Annotated in this window: 20 protein-coding genes and 1 pseudogene; 14 read left to right on the plus strand and 7 right to left on the minus strand. The window is 71.0% G+C overall.

Annotated features, from left to right (window positions below; genetic code table 11):
* From F8271_RS20290 to F8271_RS20300, 3 genes and pseudogenes are all read left to right on the plus strand, one after another.
* Positions 1-198 (plus strand): annotated as a pseudogene (locus F8271_RS20290) (IS5/IS1182 family transposase); the annotation flags it as partial.
* 1018 nt (positions 199-1216) lie between these two features.
* Positions 1217-1603, plus strand: coding sequence for a hypothetical protein (locus F8271_RS20295; protein ID WP_151491414.1), 387 nt, complete (start codon positions 1217-1219; stop codon positions 1601-1603).
* Positions 1604-1660: 57 nt separating this feature from the next.
* A complete protein-coding gene (locus F8271_RS20300) occupies positions 1661-3451 on the plus strand; it encodes a gamma-glutamyltransferase family protein (RefSeq protein ID WP_151491415.1) in 1791 nt (596 codons plus the stop codon).
* Positions 3452-3457: 6 nt separating this feature from the next.
* On the opposite strand, the gene F8271_RS20305 is transcribed toward F8271_RS20300, so the two are convergent.
* From F8271_RS20305 to F8271_RS20320, 4 genes are read right to left on the minus strand one after another with little or no spacing between them, the layout of a single operon-like run.
* Positions 3458-4084 carry a response regulator transcription factor gene (locus F8271_RS20305; RefSeq protein WP_151491416.1) on the minus strand — a complete coding sequence of 209 codons (627 nt, stop codon included), beginning with the start codon at positions 4082-4084 and terminating at the stop codon, positions 3458-3460.
* Entirely contained in the window at positions 4081-5328 is a 1248-nt protein-coding gene (locus F8271_RS20310; RefSeq protein ID WP_151491417.1) for a sensor histidine kinase, read from the minus strand. Before F8271_RS20310 ends, F8271_RS20305 begins: the two co-directional genes overlap by 4 nt.
* Positions 5329-5333: 5 nt before the next feature.
* Positions 5334-5786, minus strand: a complete 453-nt coding sequence (locus tag F8271_RS20315) for an ABA4-like family protein (RefSeq protein ID WP_151491418.1) — start codon at positions 5784-5786, stop codon at positions 5334-5336.
* Positions 5783-6709 (minus strand): hypothetical protein, encoded by a 927-nt coding sequence (locus F8271_RS20320; RefSeq protein ID WP_151491419.1) that lies wholly within the window; start codon positions 6707-6709, stop codon positions 5783-5785. The genes F8271_RS20315 and F8271_RS20320 overlap by 4 nt, the downstream gene beginning before the upstream one ends.
* A gap of 166 nt (positions 6710-6875) precedes the next feature.
* On the opposite strand from F8271_RS20320, the gene F8271_RS20325 reads away from it, so the two are divergent.
* On the plus strand, positions 6876-7121 hold the full coding sequence (locus F8271_RS20325) for a hypothetical protein (protein ID WP_192580375.1): 246 nt from the start codon (positions 6876-6878) through the stop codon (positions 7119-7121).
* Positions 7122-7131: 10 nt separating this feature from the next.
* Here the strand turns inward: F8271_RS20325 and F8271_RS20330 are convergent, their stop codons facing one another.
* On the minus strand, positions 7132-8376 hold the full coding sequence (locus F8271_RS20330) for an MFS transporter (protein ID WP_151491420.1): 1245 nt from the start codon (positions 8374-8376) through the stop codon (positions 7132-7134).
* A gap of 82 nt (positions 8377-8458) precedes the next feature.
* On the opposite strand from F8271_RS20330, the gene F8271_RS20335 reads away from it, so the two are divergent.
* The 3 genes from F8271_RS20335 (at position 8459) to F8271_RS20345 (ending at position 10277) form a co-directional block, all read left to right on the plus strand.
* Complete coding sequence (locus tag F8271_RS20335) at positions 8459-9343, plus strand: LysR family transcriptional regulator (protein ID WP_151491421.1); 885 nt, start codon at positions 8459-8461, stop codon at positions 9341-9343.
* A 163-nt stretch (positions 9344-9506) separates the two neighbouring features.
* On the plus strand, positions 9507-9839 hold the full coding sequence (locus tag F8271_RS20340) for a carboxymuconolactone decarboxylase family protein (RefSeq protein WP_225854648.1): 333 nt from the start codon (positions 9507-9509) through the stop codon (positions 9837-9839).
* Between the two features lie 18 nt (positions 9840-9857).
* Positions 9858-10277 (plus strand): ASCH domain-containing protein, encoded by a 420-nt coding sequence (locus F8271_RS20345; RefSeq protein WP_151491422.1) that lies wholly within the window; start codon positions 9858-9860, stop codon positions 10275-10277.
* Between the two features lie 158 nt (positions 10278-10435).
* Here the strand turns inward: F8271_RS20345 and F8271_RS20350 are convergent, their stop codons facing one another.
* Positions 10436-10669, minus strand: coding sequence for a GntR family transcriptional regulator (locus F8271_RS20350; RefSeq protein WP_151491423.1), 234 nt, complete (start codon positions 10667-10669; stop codon positions 10436-10438).
* A 240-nt stretch (positions 10670-10909) separates the two neighbouring features.
* Between F8271_RS20350 and F8271_RS20355 the strand changes: the two genes are divergently transcribed.
* The 7 genes from F8271_RS20355 (at position 10910) to F8271_RS20385 (ending at position 18830) form a co-directional block, all read left to right on the plus strand.
* Positions 10910-11113, plus strand: coding sequence for a hypothetical protein (locus tag F8271_RS20355; protein WP_151491424.1), 204 nt, complete (start codon positions 10910-10912; stop codon positions 11111-11113).
* Between the two features lie 104 nt (positions 11114-11217).
* Positions 11218-12015 carry a PrsW family intramembrane metalloprotease gene (locus F8271_RS20360; protein WP_151491425.1) on the plus strand — a complete coding sequence of 266 codons (798 nt, stop codon included), beginning with the start codon at positions 11218-11220 and terminating at the stop codon, positions 12013-12015.
* Positions 12016-12103: 88 nt separating this feature from the next.
* The gene (gene fdh, locus F8271_RS20370; protein ID WP_255473717.1) at positions 12104-15367 is read left to right on the plus strand and encodes a formate dehydrogenase; all 3264 of its coding nucleotides are present in this window, start codon (positions 12104-12106) and stop codon (positions 15365-15367) included.
* Between the two features lie 3 nt (positions 15368-15370).
* Positions 15371-16414, plus strand: a complete 1044-nt coding sequence (locus tag F8271_RS20375; RefSeq protein WP_151491428.1) for a 4Fe-4S dicluster domain-containing protein — start codon at positions 15371-15373, stop codon at positions 16412-16414.
* The gene (gene nrfD / locus F8271_RS20380; protein WP_151491429.1) at positions 16411-17493 is read left to right on the plus strand and encodes an NrfD/PsrC family molybdoenzyme membrane anchor subunit; all 1083 of its coding nucleotides are present in this window, start codon (positions 16411-16413) and stop codon (positions 17491-17493) included. The genes F8271_RS20375 and nrfD overlap by 4 nt, the downstream gene beginning before the upstream one ends.
* 50 nt (positions 17494-17543) lie before the next feature.
* Positions 17544-17822: a hypothetical protein gene (locus tag F8271_RS33285; protein WP_225854649.1), complete on the plus strand. Its 279-nt coding sequence runs from the start codon at positions 17544-17546 to the stop codon at positions 17820-17822.
* A gap of 12 nt (positions 17823-17834) precedes the next feature.
* Positions 17835-18830, plus strand: a complete 996-nt coding sequence (locus F8271_RS20385) for an OFA family MFS transporter (protein WP_225854650.1) — start codon at positions 17835-17837, stop codon at positions 18828-18830.
* A gap of 10 nt (positions 18831-18840) precedes the next feature.
* On the opposite strand, the gene F8271_RS20390 is transcribed toward F8271_RS20385, so the two are convergent.
* A complete protein-coding gene (locus F8271_RS20390; protein WP_151491430.1) occupies positions 18841-19416 on the minus strand; it encodes a winged helix-turn-helix domain-containing protein in 576 nt (191 codons plus the stop codon).
* Positions 19417-19886: the final 470 nt, after the last annotated feature.

Consider the following 19886-nt stretch of genomic DNA (forward strand, 5'->3'; position numbering starts at 1 on the left):
AAACGCTGGGTCGTGGAGAGAACCAACTCCTGGATGAACGGCTTCGGCAAGATCCGCCGCTGCACCGACCGCAACGCCCAGATCATCGACTTCTACCTGTACCTGGCCGCAGCGATCGTCACCATCCGTCAACTCATCCAACGAGCCCGCACGCTCTACCGCTGGGACACCCGACCCACCACCCGCCGACTCAAGTAACGCCTATTGCCGGTCGCTCTTACAAGAAGGACGAGAAGCATCTAGTTCGAGCCTGGTCGCTGCAAGCCCCAGGAACCCTGGAGAGCTGGAAACTGGCTGCGCAGGCGAACGGTGACAGGCTGCGCTGGAGCATGTGTCAGAGCGCGGTCCAACTGCAAACTATTCCTCTGGCGACGCGCATCGGGGGTCTGATCGATCAGTGCCGGAACGACCCGAGTCTCCGTCCGACCCTGCAAGAGCTGGGCATCGAGGCGAATCAGCCCCCGGTGGCTACTCCCGCCCCGCAGCAGCCTTCCCTGGTGGCCGACGCGCCGCCGTCCGCTCCGGGCCACAACCTGCCGAGCCTGTCGGACGCCCTGGGGCCTCGTGCCCGCATGCCGTACTTCGGCCAGTCGGCGGCCGGCTGGGCGGACCGGCGGCAGGCGTACGGCGCGGTTCCCGGAGGCATGCCGGCAAGCCATGTTCCCGGACCGTCGGGATATGCCGCCGCCGTCCCCGGGCAGTATTATGAGGCTGCGGGGCTGCGCGCGGTGGGAGCGCACGGCCGGGGTCACGGAGGCACGCCGAACCCGCCTGCGGCATGGCATGAGAGCCACTTCGGGATGTCGTCCAGCACCTCACGGGGCAATCGAGGTAGGCCCTGACCCGTCTAAAGAGCGCGGATACCCCATCTCCGCCAGGGCCAGGACCCATTCTGCACGCGGGAAGAGGGGCTGCGACGGGGGAGGGTGCGGGAAGCGGCTCTCCGACCAGATCGGCCGCCGCCCGGTCATCCTTGCCGCGCTGATCCTCTCCGTCGTCGCCGACGCCATCTTCCTGTTCGCTGTGGACCTCGCGATGATCGTCGTGGGGCGGGGTGCTCGCCGGCCTCTCGGCGCACTGATCATCGGGCTGGCGACCGCGGCCCTGGCCGAGTTGATCGACCCGCGGCACCCGAAGCGGGCCACCACCGTGTCGATCTTCGCGAACCCTGGTCGGTCTCGCCGCCGGCACCCTGCTGGCCGGGATCGTGTCGGACGTGGCACCCGACCCGCTCCGGCTGCCCTGGGTCATCGTGCTGGCGCTGGCCCTGATCGCGATCATCGCGGTGCGCGGCGTACCGGAGCTGGTCATCAGCGCCGCGGTCCTCGGCGTCGCGTCCGGGGTGGCGGTCGGCGACGGCATCGCCACGATCACGATGAGGACCGCTCCGCAGCACCGGGCCGAGACGGTGTCCACCTTCTTCGCCATCCTGTTCGCCATGCTCGGCGTGCCCGCCGTCGGGGTCGGCCTGCTGATCCAGACGAACGGTCTGCGTCCCGCCGGCGAGATCTTCAGCGTGGTGGTGGCGGTGCTCGCGCTGGGTGTCCTGCTCAGCCTCTCCCGAGGCGGGTCGGGCCGGTCCGAGGCGCGTCCCGCCAGCTGACTGCGGGTAGCGTGCCACCCGAGTCCAGCCCGGGCGGCAACCGTGCGAGGTGTTGTCATGACGTTCACGACCAGACCGACGTTGCAGGGCACGTTCGGCATGGTGTCCTCGACGCACTGGCTCGCCAGCCAGTCGGCCATGGGCACCCTCGAACGCGGAGGCAACGCCTTCGACGCCGCGGTCACCGCCGGGTTCGTCCTGCACGTCGTCGAACCGCACCTCAACGGGCCCGGCGGGGAGGTGCCGGCCATCGTGGCGACCGCGCAGGACCCCACCCCGAAGGTGCTGTGCGGCCAGGGGCCGGCGCCGGCCGGTGCCACCATCGCGCACTTCCGGTCCCTCGGGATGGACCTCATTCCCGGCGCGGGGCCGCTCGCGGCGGCCGTACCCGGCGCGGTGGACGCCTGGCTCCTGCTGCTGCGCGACCACGGCACGCTCTTCCTCGCCGACGTGCTGGAGCCGGCGATCGACTACGCCGGGGCCGGCCACCCGTTGCTGGGCCGGGTCGGTGACACGGTGGCCGCCGTACGCCCGCTGTTCGAGGAGCACTGGCCCACGTCCGCGCAGCTGTGGCTGCGCGGCGGCAGCGCGCCGGCGGCGGGGGAGCGGTTCACCAACCCGGCGTACGCGCGCACCCTGCGCCGGCTCGTCGACGCCGGGCGGGCGGCCGGCGCCGACCGGGAGGCGCAGATCGAGGCCGCGCGCCGGGCCTGGAGCACGGGTTTCGTCGCCGACGCCATCGACCGGTTCAGCCGGCAGGCGTTCCAGGACTCCAGCGGGCGCCCGCACGCCGGCCTGGTCACCGGCGACGACCTGGCTGCGTACTCGGCGACCTGGGAGGCGCCGGCCACTCTCGACTGGCACGGCTACTCGGTGGCGAAGACCGGCTTCTGGGGGCAGGGCCCCGTGCTGCTGCAGACACTGGCGGTCCTCGACGCGCTCGACGACCCCGGCGCGTACGACCCGGCGACCGCGGCCGGCATCCACGCCCAGGTCGAGGCGCTCAAGCTCGCCTTCGCCGACCGGGAGGCCTGGTACGGCGACGGCGCGGACGTGCCCGCCAAGGCGCTGCTCTCCCCCCGGTACGCGCGGGAGCGGGCCGCCCTGATCGGTGCGGAGGCGTCGGTGCGGCTGCGGCCGGGGCGCCCCGACGGGGCGCAGCCGCGCCTGGCCGCCCACGTGCGCCCCGGCGCCGGCCGTCGTGCCGTCGCCCCGGACGCGACCACCGGGGAGCCGACGGTGCGCTCCGACGGGGTGACCCGGGGGGACACCTGCCACGTGGACGTGGTGGACCGCTGGGGCAACATGATCTCGGCGACCCCGAGCGGCGGCTGGTTGCAGAGTTCGCCGACGATCCCGGAGCTGGGCTTCCCGCTGGGCAGCCGGTTGCAGATGTTCTGGCTGGAGGAGGGCCTCGCCTCGTCGCTGGCGCCGGGCCGCCGGCCGCGGACGACGCTCAGCCCGACCATGGTGCACCGCGACGGGGAGCCGATCCTGGCGTGCGGCACGCCCGGTGGCGACCAGCAGGACCAGTGGCAGGTGCCGTTGCTGCTGCGTCATCTCATCGACGGCCAGCCCCTGCAGGAGGCGATCGACGCACCCGCGTGGCACACGCTCAGCCTGCCCGGGTCGTTCTATCCGCGCGAGATGGAGCCCGGCGTCCTCATGGTGGAGGACCGGCTCGACGAGGACGTGGTGGCGGCTCTGCGGTCGTACGGGCACGAGGTGCGGCTCTCCGACGCGTGGAGTCTCGGTCGGCTCTGCGCGGTGACCCGCGACCCGGCGACGGGGGTGCTCGCCGCCGGGGCGAACCCGCGCGGCATGCAGGGCTACGCCTGCGGTCGTTAGCCCGCCTCAGACGCCGCGCGCGAACAGGGCCAGGCGTACCCGGTTGGGGCTGTCGGTCTTGGTCATCAGGCTGGTGATGTGGGTCTTGACCGTGGTCACACCGATGTGCAGCCGGTCGGCGATCTCGGTGTTGGACAGGCCCTCCGCGACCAGGGCCAGCACGTCCCGTTCGCGGGCGGTGAGCCCCTGCACCGGTCGCGGCGTCTCGGCGCGGGCGTGCACCGCCCGCTGGACGAGGCGGTGCAGCACCTCGGGGCTGAACGGGCTGTCGCCGAGGGCGGCCCGGCGGATGCCGTCGAGCAGGTCGGCGGGGGGCGCGTCCTTGAGCAGGAACCCGCAGGCGCCGGCCGTCAGGGCGGGATAGAGATGGTCGTCGTCGCCGAACGTGGTCAGCACCAGAATGCGGGTGGTGGGACGTTCGGCGAGGATCCGACTGGTCGCGGTGATCCCGTCGACGCCGGGCATGCGCAGGTCCATGACGACGACGTCGGGGAGGAGCCGCGCGGCGAGGGTGCTGGCCTCGCGGCCGTTGTCGGCCTCCCCGACGACCTCGATGTCGGGTTGCGCCTCGCAGAGCATGCGCAGGCCCGAGCGGATGAGGTGCTGGTCGTCGACCAGCAGGACGCGGATCACGCCGGCTCCGGTGCGGGCGACCCGGCGGTGGCCTCGCGGTCGCGGGGCACCGACCGGGCCGACGGCTCGACGGTGGGGGTCAACGCCGGGAGGACGGTCCGCACCCGGAACCCCGTCTCCGTCGGGCCGGCCCCCAACCGTCCGCCGAGGACCTCGACGCGCTCGCGCATGCCGGTGATGCCGTGGCCGCCGCCGGTCGGCACCGCCGTCGGCATGCCGGTGCGGCCGTCGTCCGACACCTCCCAGTGCACGGCGCCGTCGCGGACGGCGACCACGAGGCGCGCCAGCGCGGAAGGCCCGGCGTGCTTGGCCACATTGGTCAACGCCTCCTGGGTCAGTCGCAGCACCGCCAGGCCCCGTACGGCGTCGAGTGCGCCGACCGCCGGATCGATGTCGGCCTCCACGGTGACACCGGTCTGCCGGGCCCGGTCGACCGTCGCGCCGAGCGCCGCCGGCAACCCCGACGGGTCGATGGCGGTCAGCGCCGCGTCACCGCGTACCCCATCGGGGTCGCGCAGCACCGCGACCAGCCGGCGCAGCTCCGCGAGGGCCGCGGTGCCGGTGCCGTGCACGTCGTCGAACACCGCGCCCACCCGGGGGTCGAGCTCGGGGAGCACGTGCCGGGCCACGCCGACGCGCAGCACCATCGACGCCACGTGGTGCGCGACGACGTCGTGCAGCTCGCGGGCGATGGCGCTGCGTTCGTCGGCGCGCGCCGCGCGGCTTTCCGACTCGTGCTGGCGTTGCTCGGCCACCGCCCGCTCCACGGCCTGCCGACTCAGCTCCCGGTTGGTGCGGATGACGAGGCCGAGCAGCACCGGCACACCGACCTCCAGGGCCAGCCCGACGGCACCGGAGGCGACCTGGCCGAGCGGGTTGCCGATCGAGTCGGTCAGGTCAACCACGACGAGCAGCGCCGCGGACAGCCAGATGGTCCGGTGGCGGCGCGCCCGCATGGTGACCTCGAGCAGGGCCCAACTGGCACCCACCTGGTTGATCGTGAAGTCGTCGACCAGGCCGATCGCGACCGCCAGCAGGGTGGCCTGCGCCGCCAGGTTGACCAACGGCCAACGATGCACCGCCAGCCCCACGGTGAACGCGAGCACCGCGAGGATCCACTGTGTCGGCGTCGGAGCGCTGGTGGCGTGGGGGACGAAGAGCAGGTAGCCCACCCCGGCGAGATCGAGCAGCACCATCCGCACGAGCGCGTCCCGCATGTCGAACAGTCGCCCCGGCCAGCCCACGGTGGTCAGCCTAGGTGCTGCGGGCCGGTGGTGGCGGCCGGCGACCTGCGCCACCGGCCCCGGACCGCGAGGTACGCGGCCAGACCGAGCGGCCCGAGCAGGATGGTCAGCAGCAGCACCGGAGCCATGACCAGCGCCGGCACCCCCCGTTCCCGGCTGTCCAACCAGGCCCACCGCCCGACGAACAGGTCGAACGCGATCATGTGCGCCCAGCCCGCCGCCGCCCCGTCGGACGTGCCGAGCAGGTCCCGCACCCCGGCCAGGGTCGGCGAGGCCACCGCCGGCAGCACGTCACCGAACGCCGGGAGCACCAGCAGTGCGTAGATCAGCACGACCGGCAGCACGATCAGCGGCGAGGCGATGATGCGTGCGGTCCACGACCAGCGGGGCAGCAGGATCATCAGCGCCCAGAACGGCGCGGCCACCGCGAACGTCAGGGAGAACAGCGTCGCGGTCATGCGGCCAGCGCCAGTTGCGGGCGGCGCGGGCGGGCCAGCACCAGGCCGGTGGCGGTCGCCGTCGCGACCACCAGGGCCGCGACCACGGCCAGCGTGAGGGCGTCCGGCCGCAGCAGCGGCTGTCCGCGCAGGGCCTGCCAGGTCAACACCACCGTGAGTACGCCGTACGCGCCGCCCGCGACGACCAGCAGCCGGACGCGGGTGCGCTCATCGAGCCGCGTGGCGAACCGGGTCAGCAGGATCGCCAGGATCGGCAGCGCCTGGAGGGCGTGCAGCCCCACGAAGTGCCCGATCCGCAGGTCGCCACCGGTGGTGCTCCAGCCGACCACCGGCAGCCCCGGTCCACCGTCGGGCACACCGACGCTGTGCGCCCCGCCGATCCCCTCGATCCCCGGGTCCTGCATCGGCAGCGCCATCGGCACCGCCGCGAGCATGCCCAGCAGGGACAATCCGAGCCCCCATCCGACGGCGGTCGCGGCGACCCGGTCGGGGATCCGGCGGATCCGGACCACGATGCCGATGACGAGGTGCGCGACGAACAACACCATGATCGCCGCGCCCATCGCCGCGAACAGCGCGGTGTTCAGCGGGGTGCTGGCGTTGAAGTGGCTGGTCTGGCCGCGCAGCACCTGAGCGACGATCCACGCGTTCTCGACGACCGCCACCGTGACGATGACCGTGACCGCCGTCTCGGCGACCCGGCTACGCCGAGGCAACAGGGAGAGCATCCAGGCGAGCGTCGCGCCGTACAGCACGAACGACACCGCGAACTTGAACGGCTTGAGCCAGATCGGCGCCCCGACGAGGACGCGCGGATCGACGAGGACGCCGACCGCGGCGACGACGGCGAGCACCGTCATCACGGAGACCAGGGCCATCAGTGGGCGGTTCCAGCGTGTCGCCCGGCGCAGAACGGTAGTCATGTCTGTAGATGCTCGTGGCCGTGCCCGCCGCTCGCGTCCGACCGGAAGCCCCGCCTGCGGTCGCCGGTCGGAGCGGGCCTCCTCCCTGGGTAGGAGACGGAAACCCGTCGAGGTCCGCCGCCGGTGCTGGCACAATTGCCGGCCTCTGGTCAAGGGGCTGCCCCGGGTGACCCGCTTCCGTGCCGGCGCGTCGCGGTTCAGCATCGTCGACCCGTCGGGCAACACCATCGAGCAGGCGATGGCGCTGGCCGCGCTGATCGAGCTGTCGGTCGCGTTGGGCAAGACCGGCCAGGTGCCCGAGTGGGGCGCCCGCCTCCGCGCGCTGACGGTGACCGAGCCGGAGCGTACGCAGGTCGCAAGCTTCGTCGCCGACCCGGCCCTCCTCGGATCGTGGTGGCGCGACCCGCGCTGAGCGCCCCCGGTCAGCGGGTTGCGGTGCTGCGGCGGAACAGTGCCGTCACGCCGGCGAGCACGACCACCAGCAGGCCGGTGAACCAGTTCATGACCGTGAGGGTGCTGACGCTTCGGGTGGCGACCCCGATGCCGATGGTCGGCAGACTCATCCCCAGGTAGGCGATGAGGAACAGCCCGGCCAGGGCCTCGCCGCGCTTGGCGGGTGCGGCCATCGCCGCGACGGTGCCGACGGCGGCCTTGAACAACACGCCGGCGCCCATGCCGGCGACCACACCGCCGACGAGGAACGCGGTCAGGCTGGCGACGTGCATCCCGATCAGCAGGGTCGGCACGCCGAGCGCCTGGGCGAGCAGCCCGAGCCGCACCTTCGCCGGGGCGGCGAGCCGGTTGGTGAGGGTCTGCGCCACGGCGGCACCACCGAACACGGCGAACACGATCGCGCCGGCCAGGGCACGCGACGGCAGGTGCAGGACGCCGGAGACGAAACTCGGGGCGACGGAGGTGAACAGGCCGAACACGGCGAACGATGCGAACCCGGCGGCCGCCGCGGCCACGTACCCGGCCGGGTCGCCGTGGTCGGCGCTGATCCGCTGCGGCCGGTAGGTGGGCTTGACCAGCCGTTCGTCGACGGTCTCCGGGGTCAACGCGACCGCCACGATGCTCGCGGCCAGCAGCACGGCGAACACCAGGTAGGGGGTGCGCAACGGCGCGTGGACGTACTGGGCGAGGACGCCCGCGACCAGCGCGCCGACGCCGAGGCCACCGATGTTGGCGGCGGTGGAGACCACCTCGAAGCGCTGCCGGGACGCGTCGGGCCGGTGCGCGGCGTGCAGCTCCTGCAGGTACGCGGTGGCGGTCGCGGTGATCATGCCGATGCCCAGTCCGCTCACCAGGCGGGCGACCAGCAGCACCGGCAGTGACGGATCGCCGAGGAACAGCGCGGCGGCGACCAGCTCCAACGCCAGCGCCGGAATGAGGATCTTCTTGCGGCCGATCCAGTCCGAGACGTGCCCGGCGAGCAGCAGACTGATCACCACACCCACCGCGTACGCCGCGAACACGATGGTGACCATGAACGTGGAGAAGCCGTCCCGGGCCATGTAGAGCGGGTAGAGCGGGGTCGGCACGGTGCAGAACGCCATCGCGGTCAGGAACGCCAGGGCGATCACCCAGAAGCCACGGCCGTGGCGGCGGGACGTCCCCTCGGTGCGGTGGGGCGCGGCGGGGCTGGGGGACAGGGTCGACAACGACATGACCCCACTGTCGCCCCACCCAAGCATCACGTCCAACGAAAGTTGATGCTGGCAACGATCGCGATGAGTGATACTTGATGGTGTGGAACTCCGCCAACTCGAGTACTTCGTCGCCGTGGCCGAGGAGCAGAACTTCACCCGCGCCGCCGCCCGCCTGCACGTCGTCCAGTCCGCCGTCTCGGCGGCGGTCAAGACCCTCGAACGCGAACTGGGCGCGCCGCTGCTGGACCGCAACTCCAAACGCGTACTCCTCACCGACGCCGGCGCCGCCCTGCTGCCGCGCGCCCGGATCGCCCTCGACGCGGCCCGCGACGCCCGCGACGCGGTCGCCGAGGTGCACGGCGGCCTCCGTGGCACCCTGCGCATCGGCACGATGACGTCGACCAGGCTCCTGCGTCTGCCCGCCCTGCTCGGCGAGTTCCACCGCCGGCACCCCGGGGTGCTGCTGCACACCAGCGTCGCCCCGCACGGCTCCCAGGGCCTCATCGACGCCCTCACCGAACGCCGGCTCGACCTGGCGTTCGTGTCCCTGCCCGGCACACCCCCGGCGGAGATCCACCTCACCGAACTGGCCCGCTCGGTCCTCGACCTCGTCGTGCCGGACGACCACCCGCTCGCCACCCGCGAGGCGGTCACCCTCGGCGACATCGCCGGGCTGGACTTCATCGACTCCCCGGTCGGGTACGGCAACCGTGCCGTGACCGACCGGGCGTTCGCGGCCGCCGGACTGACCCGACGCGTCACGATCGAGATCCCCGACATCGCCACCGGCGCCGACCATGTCCGGCACGGCCTCGGCGTCGCCCTGCTGCCCCGCTTCGCCGTCGCCGACGCGCAAGGCGTGCGCCTGCTGACCGTCACCGACGCCGACCTCGACTGGACGGCGTCGCTCGCCACCCCGGTGGACCGTCCGGTGGGAGCCGCCGCCCGCGCCCTGATCAGCCTGACGGCCGAGTTCCTGCCCTGACGGCCTCGCCGGATGCCACATCCACGGAAGGCATCGCCGCTTCCTGACGCCGCCACCCCCGCCGGCCCCGGTCGTCGGTCGATCGGAAGCAGCGTTCGGCGGGCGACACCCCCCTTCGGTCGAACATGCCCTGCCCGGCGACCCGCCCCGATTCAATGGTGACGTGAACGCACACGAAATCTCCAATGCCCAGAAGATGCCCGGGGACTTCGTGCCCGCTCTCGTCGAGTACACCGATGACGTGCTGTTCGGGCAGGCGTGGGAGCGCCCGGAACTGTCCAAGCGCGACCGCAGCCTGGTCACCGTTGCCGCCCTCGTGGCCGGCGGTAACACCGAGCAGCTCACCTTTCACCTCGACTTCGCGAAGCAGAACGGCCTCACCGAGACGGAGCTGATCGAGGCGATCACCCACCTGGCGTTCTACGCCGGCTGGCCGAGGGCGGTGTCCGCCATGAGCGTCGCCAGGAAGGTGTTCCGGGGCAGCGGGGAAAGCTGACGTCGGTACCCTCCGCGAATGGACCTCGATGATCTACCGCTCGCCGAGTTCGCGTTTCCCGGGCCGCTGCGGGACACCCTCGTGGCCGCGATCCTGTCCGGCGCGAAGACCTCCACCACCGGCCTGCTGGTCGGCTATGAGCGTGCGAACGAGCCGCTGCCCGAGGTGGGCCAACGGTCCGCCGTGGTGGACTCCGAGGGCCGGCGGGTCGCCGTGATCGAGCTGACCGACGTACGGGTGATCCGGCTCGGAGACGTCGACCTGCGACACGCCCAGGACGAGGGTGAGGGCGACGAGTCGGTGGCGCAGTGGCGCGCGGGGCACGAGGCGTTCTGGCACAGCGACGAGGTACGCGCCGAGCTGGGCGATCCAGGCTTCACGGTCGACGACGACACCCTGGTGGTGACCGAACGCTTCCGGCTGGTGCGTGTCGTCTGAGCGTCGTCCGGGTCGCCTGCCGTACGCGTGCGGGATCGTCGCGGCGATCAGTGGTACCTCGGCAGGGCGGCGCTCGGCGTGTCGAACAGCTCAACTGCCAACGATCATGTGATGGGTCGGCCACCCACTCGCAACGTACGCACGCCGCGAAGGTCGTTCTACTGCGACTGCATGGGCTCGGCCACATAGACACCCTTGCCCGGATGTCCCTCGACCAGCTCGCGGTCCTTGAGGATCGTCATGACCCGGTTGATCGTAGAAATGTGCACGCCGTACGTCTCAGCCAGCTCGCGTGTGGACGGTAGCTTCTCACCCGGCGCAAGCTTCCCGGACTTGATCTTTTCGGTGATCTCGGTAGCGATGCGCCGGTAGTCCACTCTCTCGGTCGGCATGAATCGATCTCCGTAGGTCCCTGGTTTCGGCACCCTGATTCGATCACGAGCGGACCTGTTCCAACAAGTTCCATGCTTTTGCTTGACCTGCTCCTACAAGTAGGAATAAGTTGCCTACTTAGTCGGGTTCCCTGGTTTCGGCAAACTCCGAGGTTCCCGGCGACAGACCCACCTGGGGAGTGCGGGGCGCGGACTCTGCCCCCAGGTGGGGCTAACCATGATCGCGGGAAGGGTGCGACGATGCCGATCGACGAGCCGGCCTCGAAGGCAACTGAGCTGTTCATCGCCAAGGGGGTTCTGGACGCGCACTGGACTCGGGCTCTCGACCGACCATGGCGGGTAGGTGGGTGCCTGGAGTGTCGCGGTCGCAACGACTGTCCACAGCTTGATTGGGCCATCAAGGTGACCACAGAGGTGACGGCGTTGATGTTCCAGAAGAGATGACCAGAAGTCCGCCGATCGTTGGTGGACCGCGCCTCCGCGCGGAGTCGTACGGATCTTGGCACCGTGGCTGGTCTTCGTAACAGTGATCCGCCAAACTGCGCGGTATGGGAGATCGTTCGCGCCGGTGGGCGTGGCTCGGCGTGTTCGTCGTCGGGCTGGTTCTGTATCTGGCGGTGCTGCGGACGCTCGTCAGCACGCAGAATCCGAACTTCGTACCGGCGTTGATCCTGCTCGGGGCGACCCTGGTCCCCCTGACGTTCCTGACGTTCGCGCAGGCCCGCACCGGGCGGTGGCAGGTGCCGGCGTCGGTGCTGGTGACGTCGGCGTTCTTCGGCGGGGTGATCGGTACGGTGGTCGCCGGCACGCTGGAGTACGACACCCTGCGGGGTCTGGGCGCCCTGCCGATGCTGTTCGTGGCGTTGATCGAGGAGTCGGCGAAGCTGATCGTCCCGGTGGTGCTGCTGTTCACGGCCGTGGCCCAGCACCGCGGCCGGGTGCCGTCCGACGGGCTGATCATCGGCGTGGCCGCCGGGATGGGTTTCGCCGCGCTGGAGACGATGGGGTACGCCTTCACGGCGCTGCTGAGTTCTCAGGGCAACATCGGGGCGGTCGAGCAGACGCTGTTCATCCGCGGGCTGACCGCGACTGCCGGTCACACCGCCTGGACGGGGCTCACCGCCGGTGCGCTGTGGGCGCTGCTGGCCAGCCCGAGCGTCGGACGGCTGTTCGGGTTCATCGGCACGTTCCTGGGTGTCGTCGTGCTGCACACCCTCTGGGACACGTTGTCCGGCTCGCTGGTCTTCGTCGTGTTGGCGATCATCAGCATCGGCTGGTTGTTCTGGACGCTGCACCGTTACAAGACCTTCAGCGACCAGGCGGTGGGGCGGCTCCAGCCCAGCTGACCGCCCCGCGGTTCCACTGCGCCCGATCCGACAGCTCGACTAATGTCAGGCTGTTCGCATTAGTCGGATTAGTCGGGAAGGTGCGGCTATGGGGGTGCGGAGCTGGATCGAGGGTTGGCCGGTCTACCGGCAGCTCACCGGCACCGACCCGCTGGGCCGGGGCGCGGCGGCCAAGTCCGCTGGCTCCCGGGCGCTGAGCGCGCGCACCGAGACGGCCGATTCGGTGGCCCGGTCCGTCTGTCCGTACTGCGCGGTGGGCTGTGGTCAGCGGGTGTACGTGAAGGACGGGCAGGTCAGTCAGATCGAGGGTGATCCGGACAGCCCGATCTCGCGGGGTCGGCTGTGTCCGAAGGGTTCGGCGAGCAAGAGTCTGGTGACCAGTCCGCTGCGGCAGACGACGGTCCGCTACCGCCGACCGTACGGCACCGAGTGGGAGGACCTCGACCTCGACACGGCGCTGAACATGATCGCCGACCGTGTCCTGGCCGCCCGGGACGAGACCTGGGAGGACGTCGACGACGAGGGCCGGCCGCTCAACCGGACGCTGGGGATCGCCAGCCTGGGTGGGGCGACGCTGGACAACGAGGAGAACTACCTCATCAAGAAGTTGTTCACCGCGATGGGGGCGTTGCAGATCGAGAACCAGGCCCGTATTTGACACTCCGCCACCGTCCCCGGTCTGGGGACCAGCTTCGGTCGCGGCGGCGCCACCCAGTTCCAGCAGGACCTGTCGAACTCCGACATGATCGTCATTCAGGGTTCGAACATGGCCGAGGCGCATCCGGTGGGTTTCCAGTGGGTGATGGAGGCCAAGCGGCGGGGTGCGAAGGTCTTCCATGTGGACCCGCGGTTCACCCGGACCAGCGCTCTGGCCGACGCGTACCTTCCGATCCGGGCGGGCACCGACATCGCCCTGCTCGGCGGCGTGATCCGCTACATCCTGAACAACGACCTCGACTTCCGGGAGTACGTGGTCGCCTACACCAACGCCGCGACGATCGTGACCGAGGAGTACGCGGACACCGAGGACCTGCACGGGCTGTTCTCCGGCTTCAACAACGACAACGCCTCCTACGACCAGGCCAGCTGGCGGTACGAGGGCCACCCGCAGGACGCGACGACCCGCGACACCGAGACCCAGCGGGAGACCGCGGCCGGGCTGGAGCACGAGTCGCACGGCGCACCGGTCGGCGGTGAGACCGAGCGCGACGAGACGTTGCAGCATCCGCGCTGCGTCTATCAGATCCTCAAGCGGCACTACGCCCGTTACACCCCGGAGATGGTGGAGCGGGTCTGCGGGATCCCGCAGGAGAAGTTCCTCGAACTGGCGCAGGCCTGGGCGGCGAACTCCGGCCGGGAGCGGACCAGCATGCTCGTCTACTCGGTGGGGTGGACGCAGCACAGCGTGGGTGTGCAGTACATCCGCGCGGGCGCGATCATCCAACTGCTGCTGGGCAACGTGGGGCGGCCCGGCGGCGGCGTCATGGCGCTGCGCGGGCACGCCAGCATCCAGGGCTCCACGGACATCCCGACGCTGTTCAACCTGCTGCCCGGTTACCTGCCGATGCCACACCACGCGGACCACCCGAGTTTCGACGAGTGGGTGGACAGCATCCGGCACCCCGGGCAGAAGGGCTTCTGGGGCAACGCGCGCACCTATGGCGTCAACCTGCTCAAGGCGTACTGGGGTGACGCCGCGACCGCCGACAACGACTACTGCTACGGCTACATGCCGCGGATGACCGGTGACCACGGCACCTACCAGCAGGTGCTCAACATGATCGACGGGAAGATCAAGGGTTACTTCCTGTTGGGGCAGAACCCCGCGGTCGGGTCGGCGCACGGTCGGGCGCAGCGGCTGGGCATGGCGAACCTGGACTGGCTGGTGGTCCGGGACCTGTTCATGATCGAGAGTGCGACGTTCTGGCAGAACGGCCCGGAGGTCGCCACCGGCGAGATCGTCCCGCAGGAGTGCCGCACCGAGGTGTTCTTCCTGCCCGCCGCGTCCCACGTGGAAAAGGAGGGCACCTTCACCCAGACGCAGCGGTTGTTGCAGTGGCGGGAGAAGGCCGTCGACGCCCCGGGCGACGCCCGCTCCGAGCTGTGGTTCTTCTACCACCTGGGCCGCGTCATCCGGGAACGGCTGGCGTCGTCGACCCGGGTCCGCGATCGCGCGCTGCTCGACCTGAACTGGAACTACCCCACGCACGGTCCGCACGCGGAGCCGAGCGCCGAGTCGGTCCTGCGCGAGATCAACGGGTACGACGTGGCGACCGGCCGCCCGCTGTCGTCGTTCACCGAGATGAAGGACGACGGCTCGACCGTCGGCGGTTGCTGGATCTACACCGGGGTGTACGCCGACGGCGTCAACCAGGCGGCCCGCCGCAAACCCGGCGCGGAGCAGTCACTGGTGGCACCGGAGTGGGGCTGGGCCTGGCCGGCGAACCGCCGCATCCTCTACAACCGGGCGTCCGCCGACCCGGACGGCAACCCGTGGAGTGAGCGCAAACGCTACGTCTGGTGGGACGCGGACAAGCAGGAGTGGACCGGCTACGACGTGCCGGACTTCGAGAAGAACAAGCCGCCGTCCTACCGGCCGGCCCGGGACGCCTCGGGAGTGGCGGGCATCGCCGGCGACGACCCGTTCATCCTTCAGGGCGACGGCAAGGGCTGGCTGTACGCGCCGACCGGCGTGCTCGACGGCCCGCTGCCGTCGCACTACGAACCGGTCGAGTCGCCGGTGCGCAACCCGCTCTACCAGCAGCAGGCCAACCCGACCCGCAAGGTCTACACCCATCCGATCAACACGCTCAACCCGAGCCCGCCGGAGCCGTACAGCGAGGTGTTCCCGTACGTGTTCACGGTCAGCCGGCTCACCGAGCACCACACCGCCGGCGGGATGAGCCGTACCGTGTCGCCCCTCGCTGAGCTGCAACCGGAGATGTTCGTCGAGGTGTCACCGGAGCTGGCGGTCGAACGCGGGCTCACCCACCTGGGCTGGGCGCACCTGGTCACCGCCCGCGCGGCCATCGAGGCGAAGGTGCTGGTGACGGATCGGCTCACCCCGCTGCGCGTCGACGACCGGATCATCCACCAGGTGTGGTTGCCGTACCACTTCGGTTTCGAGGGTCTGGTGACCGGCGACTCGGCCAACGACCTGTTCGGCATCAGCCTCGACCCGAACGTGCTCATCCAGGAGAGCAAGGTCGGCACCTGCGACATCCGATCCGGCCGACGCCCGAGAGGCCCGCAGCTGCTGGACCTCGTCGTCGACTACCGGCGGCGGTCCGGCGACCTCAACCCGCACTATCCGCCGCAGGTCACGACCGACGGCCCCGACCAGGAGGTCTGACCGATGCCCCACGCCAATGCCCTGTACGGGCCGCTGGATCCGGCGCCGGACGCCGGTTACGAGGACGCGCCGCCGCGGATGGGGTTCTTCACCGACACGAGTGTGTGTATCGGGTGTAAGGCGTGTGAGGTGGCGTGCAAGGAGTGGAACGGTGTGCCGCAGAGTGGTCTGGATATGTTGGGCATGTCGTACGACAACACGGGCGCCTTGACCGCGAACTCGTGGCGGCACGTCGCGTTCATCGAGCAGCCCCGCCCGGTCGGCTGGGCCACGCCCGCCTTCGAGGGCAACCCGGACGGGCCGGCGGTCAGCCCGGCGACGGCGGCGGTGGGGGCGCGGACCAGCGCCGACACCGGAACGGAACCGGGCCTGCCGCCCGGCTCGCCGGTCGCGGCGGCGCGCATGTCGGCCGGGCCGGATTTCCTCGGGATGCCGGGGACGCAGCCGCCGGGCCGGGGAAGCGGTGCGCAGGGCCGGACGGACTTCCGCTGGCTGATGGCGTCGGATGTGTGTAAGCACTGCACGCACGCGGCGTGTCTGGATGTGTGTCCGACGGGGTCGTTGTTCCGGACGGAGTTCGGGACGGTGGTGGTGCAGGAGGACATCTGTAATGGGTGTGGGTACTGCGTGTCGGCGTGTCCGTACGGGGTGATCGATCAGCGTAAGGGTGATGGTCGGGCGTGGAAGTGCACGCTGTGTTACGACCGGTTGGGTGCGGGGATGACGCCGGCGTGTGCGCAGGCGTGTCCGACGGAGTCGATCCAGTACGGGCCGGTGCGGGAGTTGCGGGAGCGGGCGGCGGCGCGGGTGGAGGTGTTGCACGAGCGGGGGGTGCCGGAGGCGCGGTTGTACGGGCATGATCCGGACGACGGTGTGGGTGGTGACGGGGCGTTCTTCCTGCTGCTCGACGAGCCCGAGGTGTACGGGTTGCCACCCGACCCGGTCGTCACCACCCGCGACCTGCCGAAGATGTGGAAACACGCCGGCCTCGCCGCGCTGGCCATCACGGCCGCCACGGTGTTCGGATTCCTCGGCGGCCGGCCATGACCGACTCGCCGTCGAACGAGCCGGTCGGCGCCCGGTTCCGCGACTTCCAGGCCCAGCTCGACCAACCGGACGGGCGGCGTCACCGCAAGCGCGGTCGGGGTCGTGGTGACGGCGGTGAGCAGCTCACCGTGCCGCCGGCCGACTTCACCTCCTACTACGGCCGGCCCATTCTCAAGGCGCCGGTCTGGAAGCACGACATCGCCGGTTACCTGTTCACCGGCGGCCTCGCCGCCGGCGGCGCGATGATCGGGGCGGGTGCCCAACTCACCGGACGGCCCCGGCTACGCCAGGTGGGGCGGTGGACGGCCCTGGGCGGCATCGCCGCCAGCGCGTACCTGCTGGTGCACGACCTCGGACGGCCCGACCGGTTCCACCACATGCTGCGGGTCGTCAAGCTGACCTCGCCGATGTCGATGGGCACCTGGATCCTCACCGCGTTCGGCCCGGCCGCCGGTGTGGCCGCGATCGCCGAGATCGCGCCGCGGCTGCCCGAGCACGGTGTGTTCGGCCTCGCCCGGCGGCTGGCACCGACCGTCGGTGACGTCGCCGGCCTGGCCGCGGCGGCCACCGCCCCGGCGCTGGCCACGTACACCGGGGTGCTGCTCGCCGACACCGCCGTGCCGGCCTGGCACGACGCGTACCCCTTCCTGCCGTTCGTCTTCGGCGGCAGCGGGCTCGCCGCCGCCGCCGGGGTCGGCCTCATCGCGGCACCCGCCGCGGATACCGCGCCGCTGCGGCGGCTCACCGTCGCCGCCGCGACCATCAAGTTCGTCGGCGGTCACCGGATGGGGCGGTCGAGCCTGACCGGTGAGCCCTACCGGCGGGGTCGCAGCGGCCGCCTGGTCCGGGCCGGAAACGTGCTGCTCGGAGTGGGCACCGTCGGCGCGCTGCTCAGCCGACGCAGCCGGGTCCTGGCGGTGCTGTCCGGCGCGGCCCTGGTGGCGTCGTCCGTCGCCACCCGGTTCGGCATCTTCGACGCCGGCACGGTATCGGCGCGCGACCCGAAGTACACCGTCGTGCCGCAACGGGAGCGGCGCGACAGCAGGCAGGGCCGGTCGCCGGCCGAGAAGGGGACGTAGCTCGACCAGCAGGGGCCAGCCAATGAGCCGACAGACGGGGGACTCAGCTCATGGCACACACCGCAACTGATCCGGGACGGTCCACACCGACGCGGGGTCGATGGGGTCTCGTCGTCGCCGCAGTGCTCGTCCAGCTCGCGCTCGGCGCGGTGTACGCGTGGAGCGTGTTCAACACACCGTTGCAGCAGGAGTTCGGCTGGGCCAAGTGGCAGGCGGTGCTGCCGTTCGAGGTGGCGATCGGCACGATCTTCATCGGCAGCCTGGTCGGTGGCCGCATCCAGGACCGGCGCGGACCACGACCGGTCGCGTTGGGCGGCGGCGTGCTCTAGGCCGTCGGCAACATGCTGGCGTCGCTCACGTCGTCCGGGGACGACCTGTGGCTGCTGGTGCTCACCTACGGTGTGCTCGGTGGGATCGGCCTCGGCGCCGCCTACATCACGCCGATCGCGATGCTCGCCAAGTGGTTCCCCGACCGGCGCGGCCTGATCACCGGCATCGCCGTCGCCGGGTTCGGCTTCGGCGCCGTGATCGTCGCGCCGGTCGCGAAGCGGCTGCTCAACGGCACCGACGACCCCACCAGCGTGTTCTTTCCGCTGGGCGTCGCGTACCTGATCGCGGTCCTGCTCGGGGCGTCGTTCTTCCGCAACCCGCCGGCGGGGTACCAGGTGCCGGGGTTCACCCCGAAGACCGCCGGCCGGGCCCTCGCCGGCACCCGGGTCTACACGCTGCGCGAGGCGCTGCGCACCCGGCAGTGGTACCTGCTCACCGGCATCCTCGCCGTCAACGTCGCGTGTGGCATCGCGCTGATCTCCCAGGCGTCCGACGCCACCCAGGTCATCACCGGGGCGAGCGCGGCGACCGCGGCCACCCTGGTCGGCGTCCTCGGCCTGTTCAACGGGGCCGGGCGGGTGGTCTGGGCGTGGCTGTCCGATCGCACCGGGCGGATGCCGGCGTTCCTCGGGATGCTGCTGCTCCAGGCGATCTGCTTCTTCATCCTGCCGCACGCCGCGTCGCTGGCGCTCTTCGCGGTCCTCGCCGCCCTGGTCTACCTCGCCTACGGCGGCGGCTTCGGCACGATGCCCGCCACCGCGGCCGACTACTTCGGCACCCCGAACGGCGGTGCCATCTACGGCGCGATGATCGTCGCCTGGAGCATCGGCGGCGTGGTCGGCCCGCTGGTCACGTCGCTGCTGTACGAGGCGAGCGGCAAGAGCTACACGCTGCCGTTCACGGTCATCGCGGTCGTCGCCCTGATCGCCCTGATCCTGCCGCCGATCACCCGGATGCCGTCCGAGCCGGGGGCGTCCCCGGCACCGGGCGGTGGCACCGGCCACTGAACCGCGTGCGTCAGGCCCGTTCGACGCGGGCCTGCTGGTGGTCGGTCAACCGCAGCCCGACGCCACGGACGGCGTCGATGGTGGCGCCGGTGCCGAGATCGTGCAGCTTGCGGCGCAGCCGCTTGACCAGTGACTGGACGTCCGCCTTGCGCTCGCGCCCCTCGTCGCGCCAGACCGAGCGGTGCAGCTCGGCATAGCTCCACACCCGTACCGGCTCGGTCGTCAGGCAGGTCAGCAGGTCGTGCTCCAGTCGGGTCAGGGCGACCTCGCGTGTCCCGCAGCGTGCGGTCGACCGGGCCGAGTCGATCACCAGCGTGGCGACGGGAACCGGCTCGGTCGCCGCCTCGGGTGGCGGCGGTGCCGCGATCAGCCGGCGCAGCTCGTCGAGGTCCGCCACCAGCAGCAGCGGCGCGATGCCGTCGAGGCGCTCGGCGAGCCGGATGCGCTCGGCCGGCGACAGGGTCACCGCGATCAGCAGGGGGAACGGCTCGTCGGCCGAATCAGCACCGTCCACCGTCGCTTCGTCGTCCTCGGCCACAGCACCGCCCGGGATCGATGGGCATCCCTGCCCGACTCTCGTCGTCATGGTCTTGACAATGATTGGCAAGCGCGCCGCCAGCCTGGCAACCGTTAGCGACAAGTTGCTCACGGCAAGTTCTTGATCGTCCTTTCTTCTCGATCATAGTGTCCATTCGGGCAACCGGCGTGACCCGCGCGGTGCATGGGGAGGTCCACCATGGCCCATCTTCACCCTGGGTCGTTCTGAGGGAGGCAGCACCGATGTTCAGACGTCCACAATGGAGACGCACAGCCAGATCAGTGGTGAGCGCCGGCGCGGCGATGATCCTCGCCGCCACATGTCTGGCCAGCATCGGCTCGGGCGCGCAGGCCGCGCCCAGCGGGATGGGGGCGGGCACCGCTCCGGGGGACGAGCCTGTCCGAATTTCTGTGTAACGCCCTATCCTGTCTAACTATCGGACATCGATGGGGATGCGGCCTGGGAAGAAGATGTCCAAGGCGTTGAGGGCCTGCTTCCAGCCGTGGACGCCGGCGCCT

The sequence above is a fragment of the Micromonospora sp. ALFpr18c genome, from assembly GCF_008868155.1.
Taxonomy (GTDB): domain Bacteria; phylum Actinomycetota; class Actinomycetes; order Mycobacteriales; family Micromonosporaceae; genus Micromonospora.

Excerpts from the sequence above, each read along its gene's own strand:
- F8271_RS20360 (WP_151491425.1), top strand. The coding sequence starts at position 11,218 with ATGGGAGATCGTTCGCGCCGGTGGGCGTGGCTCGGCGTGTTCGTCGTC.
- F8271_RS33285 (WP_225854649.1), top strand. The coding sequence starts at position 17,544 with ATGGCACACACCGCAACTGATCCGGGACGGTCCACACCGACGCGGGGT.
- F8271_RS20355 (WP_151491424.1), top strand. The coding sequence starts at position 10,910 with ATGCCGATCGACGAGCCGGCCTCGAAGGCAACTGAGCTGTTCATCGCC.
- F8271_RS20385 (WP_225854650.1), top strand. The coding sequence starts at position 17,835 with ATGCTGGCGTCGCTCACGTCGTCCGGGGACGACCTGTGGCTGCTGGTG.
- F8271_RS20320 (WP_151491419.1), bottom strand. The coding sequence starts at position 6,709 with ATGACTACCGTTCTGCGCCGGGCGACACGCTGGAACCGCCCACTGATG.
- F8271_RS20375 (WP_151491428.1), top strand. The coding sequence starts at position 15,371 with ATGCCCCACGCCAATGCCCTGTACGGGCCGCTGGATCCGGCGCCGGAC.
- F8271_RS20390 (WP_151491430.1), bottom strand. The coding sequence starts at position 19,416 with ATGACGACGAGAGTCGGGCAGGGATGCCCATCGATCCCGGGCGGTGCT.
- F8271_RS20300 (WP_151491415.1), top strand. The coding sequence starts at position 1,661 with ATGACGTTCACGACCAGACCGACGTTGCAGGGCACGTTCGGCATGGTG.
- F8271_RS20330 (WP_151491420.1), bottom strand. The coding sequence starts at position 8,376 with ATGTCGTTGTCGACCCTGTCCCCCAGCCCCGCCGCGCCCCACCGCACC.
- F8271_RS20315 (WP_151491418.1), bottom strand. The coding sequence starts at position 5,786 with ATGACCGCGACGCTGTTCTCCCTGACGTTCGCGGTGGCCGCGCCGTTC.
- F8271_RS20345 (WP_151491422.1), top strand. The coding sequence starts at position 9,858 with ATGGACCTCGATGATCTACCGCTCGCCGAGTTCGCGTTTCCCGGGCCG.
- F8271_RS20350 (WP_151491423.1), bottom strand. The coding sequence starts at position 10,669 with ATGCCGACCGAGAGAGTGGACTACCGGCGCATCGCTACCGAGATCACC.
- nrfD (WP_151491429.1), top strand. The coding sequence starts at position 16,411 with ATGACCGACTCGCCGTCGAACGAGCCGGTCGGCGCCCGGTTCCGCGAC.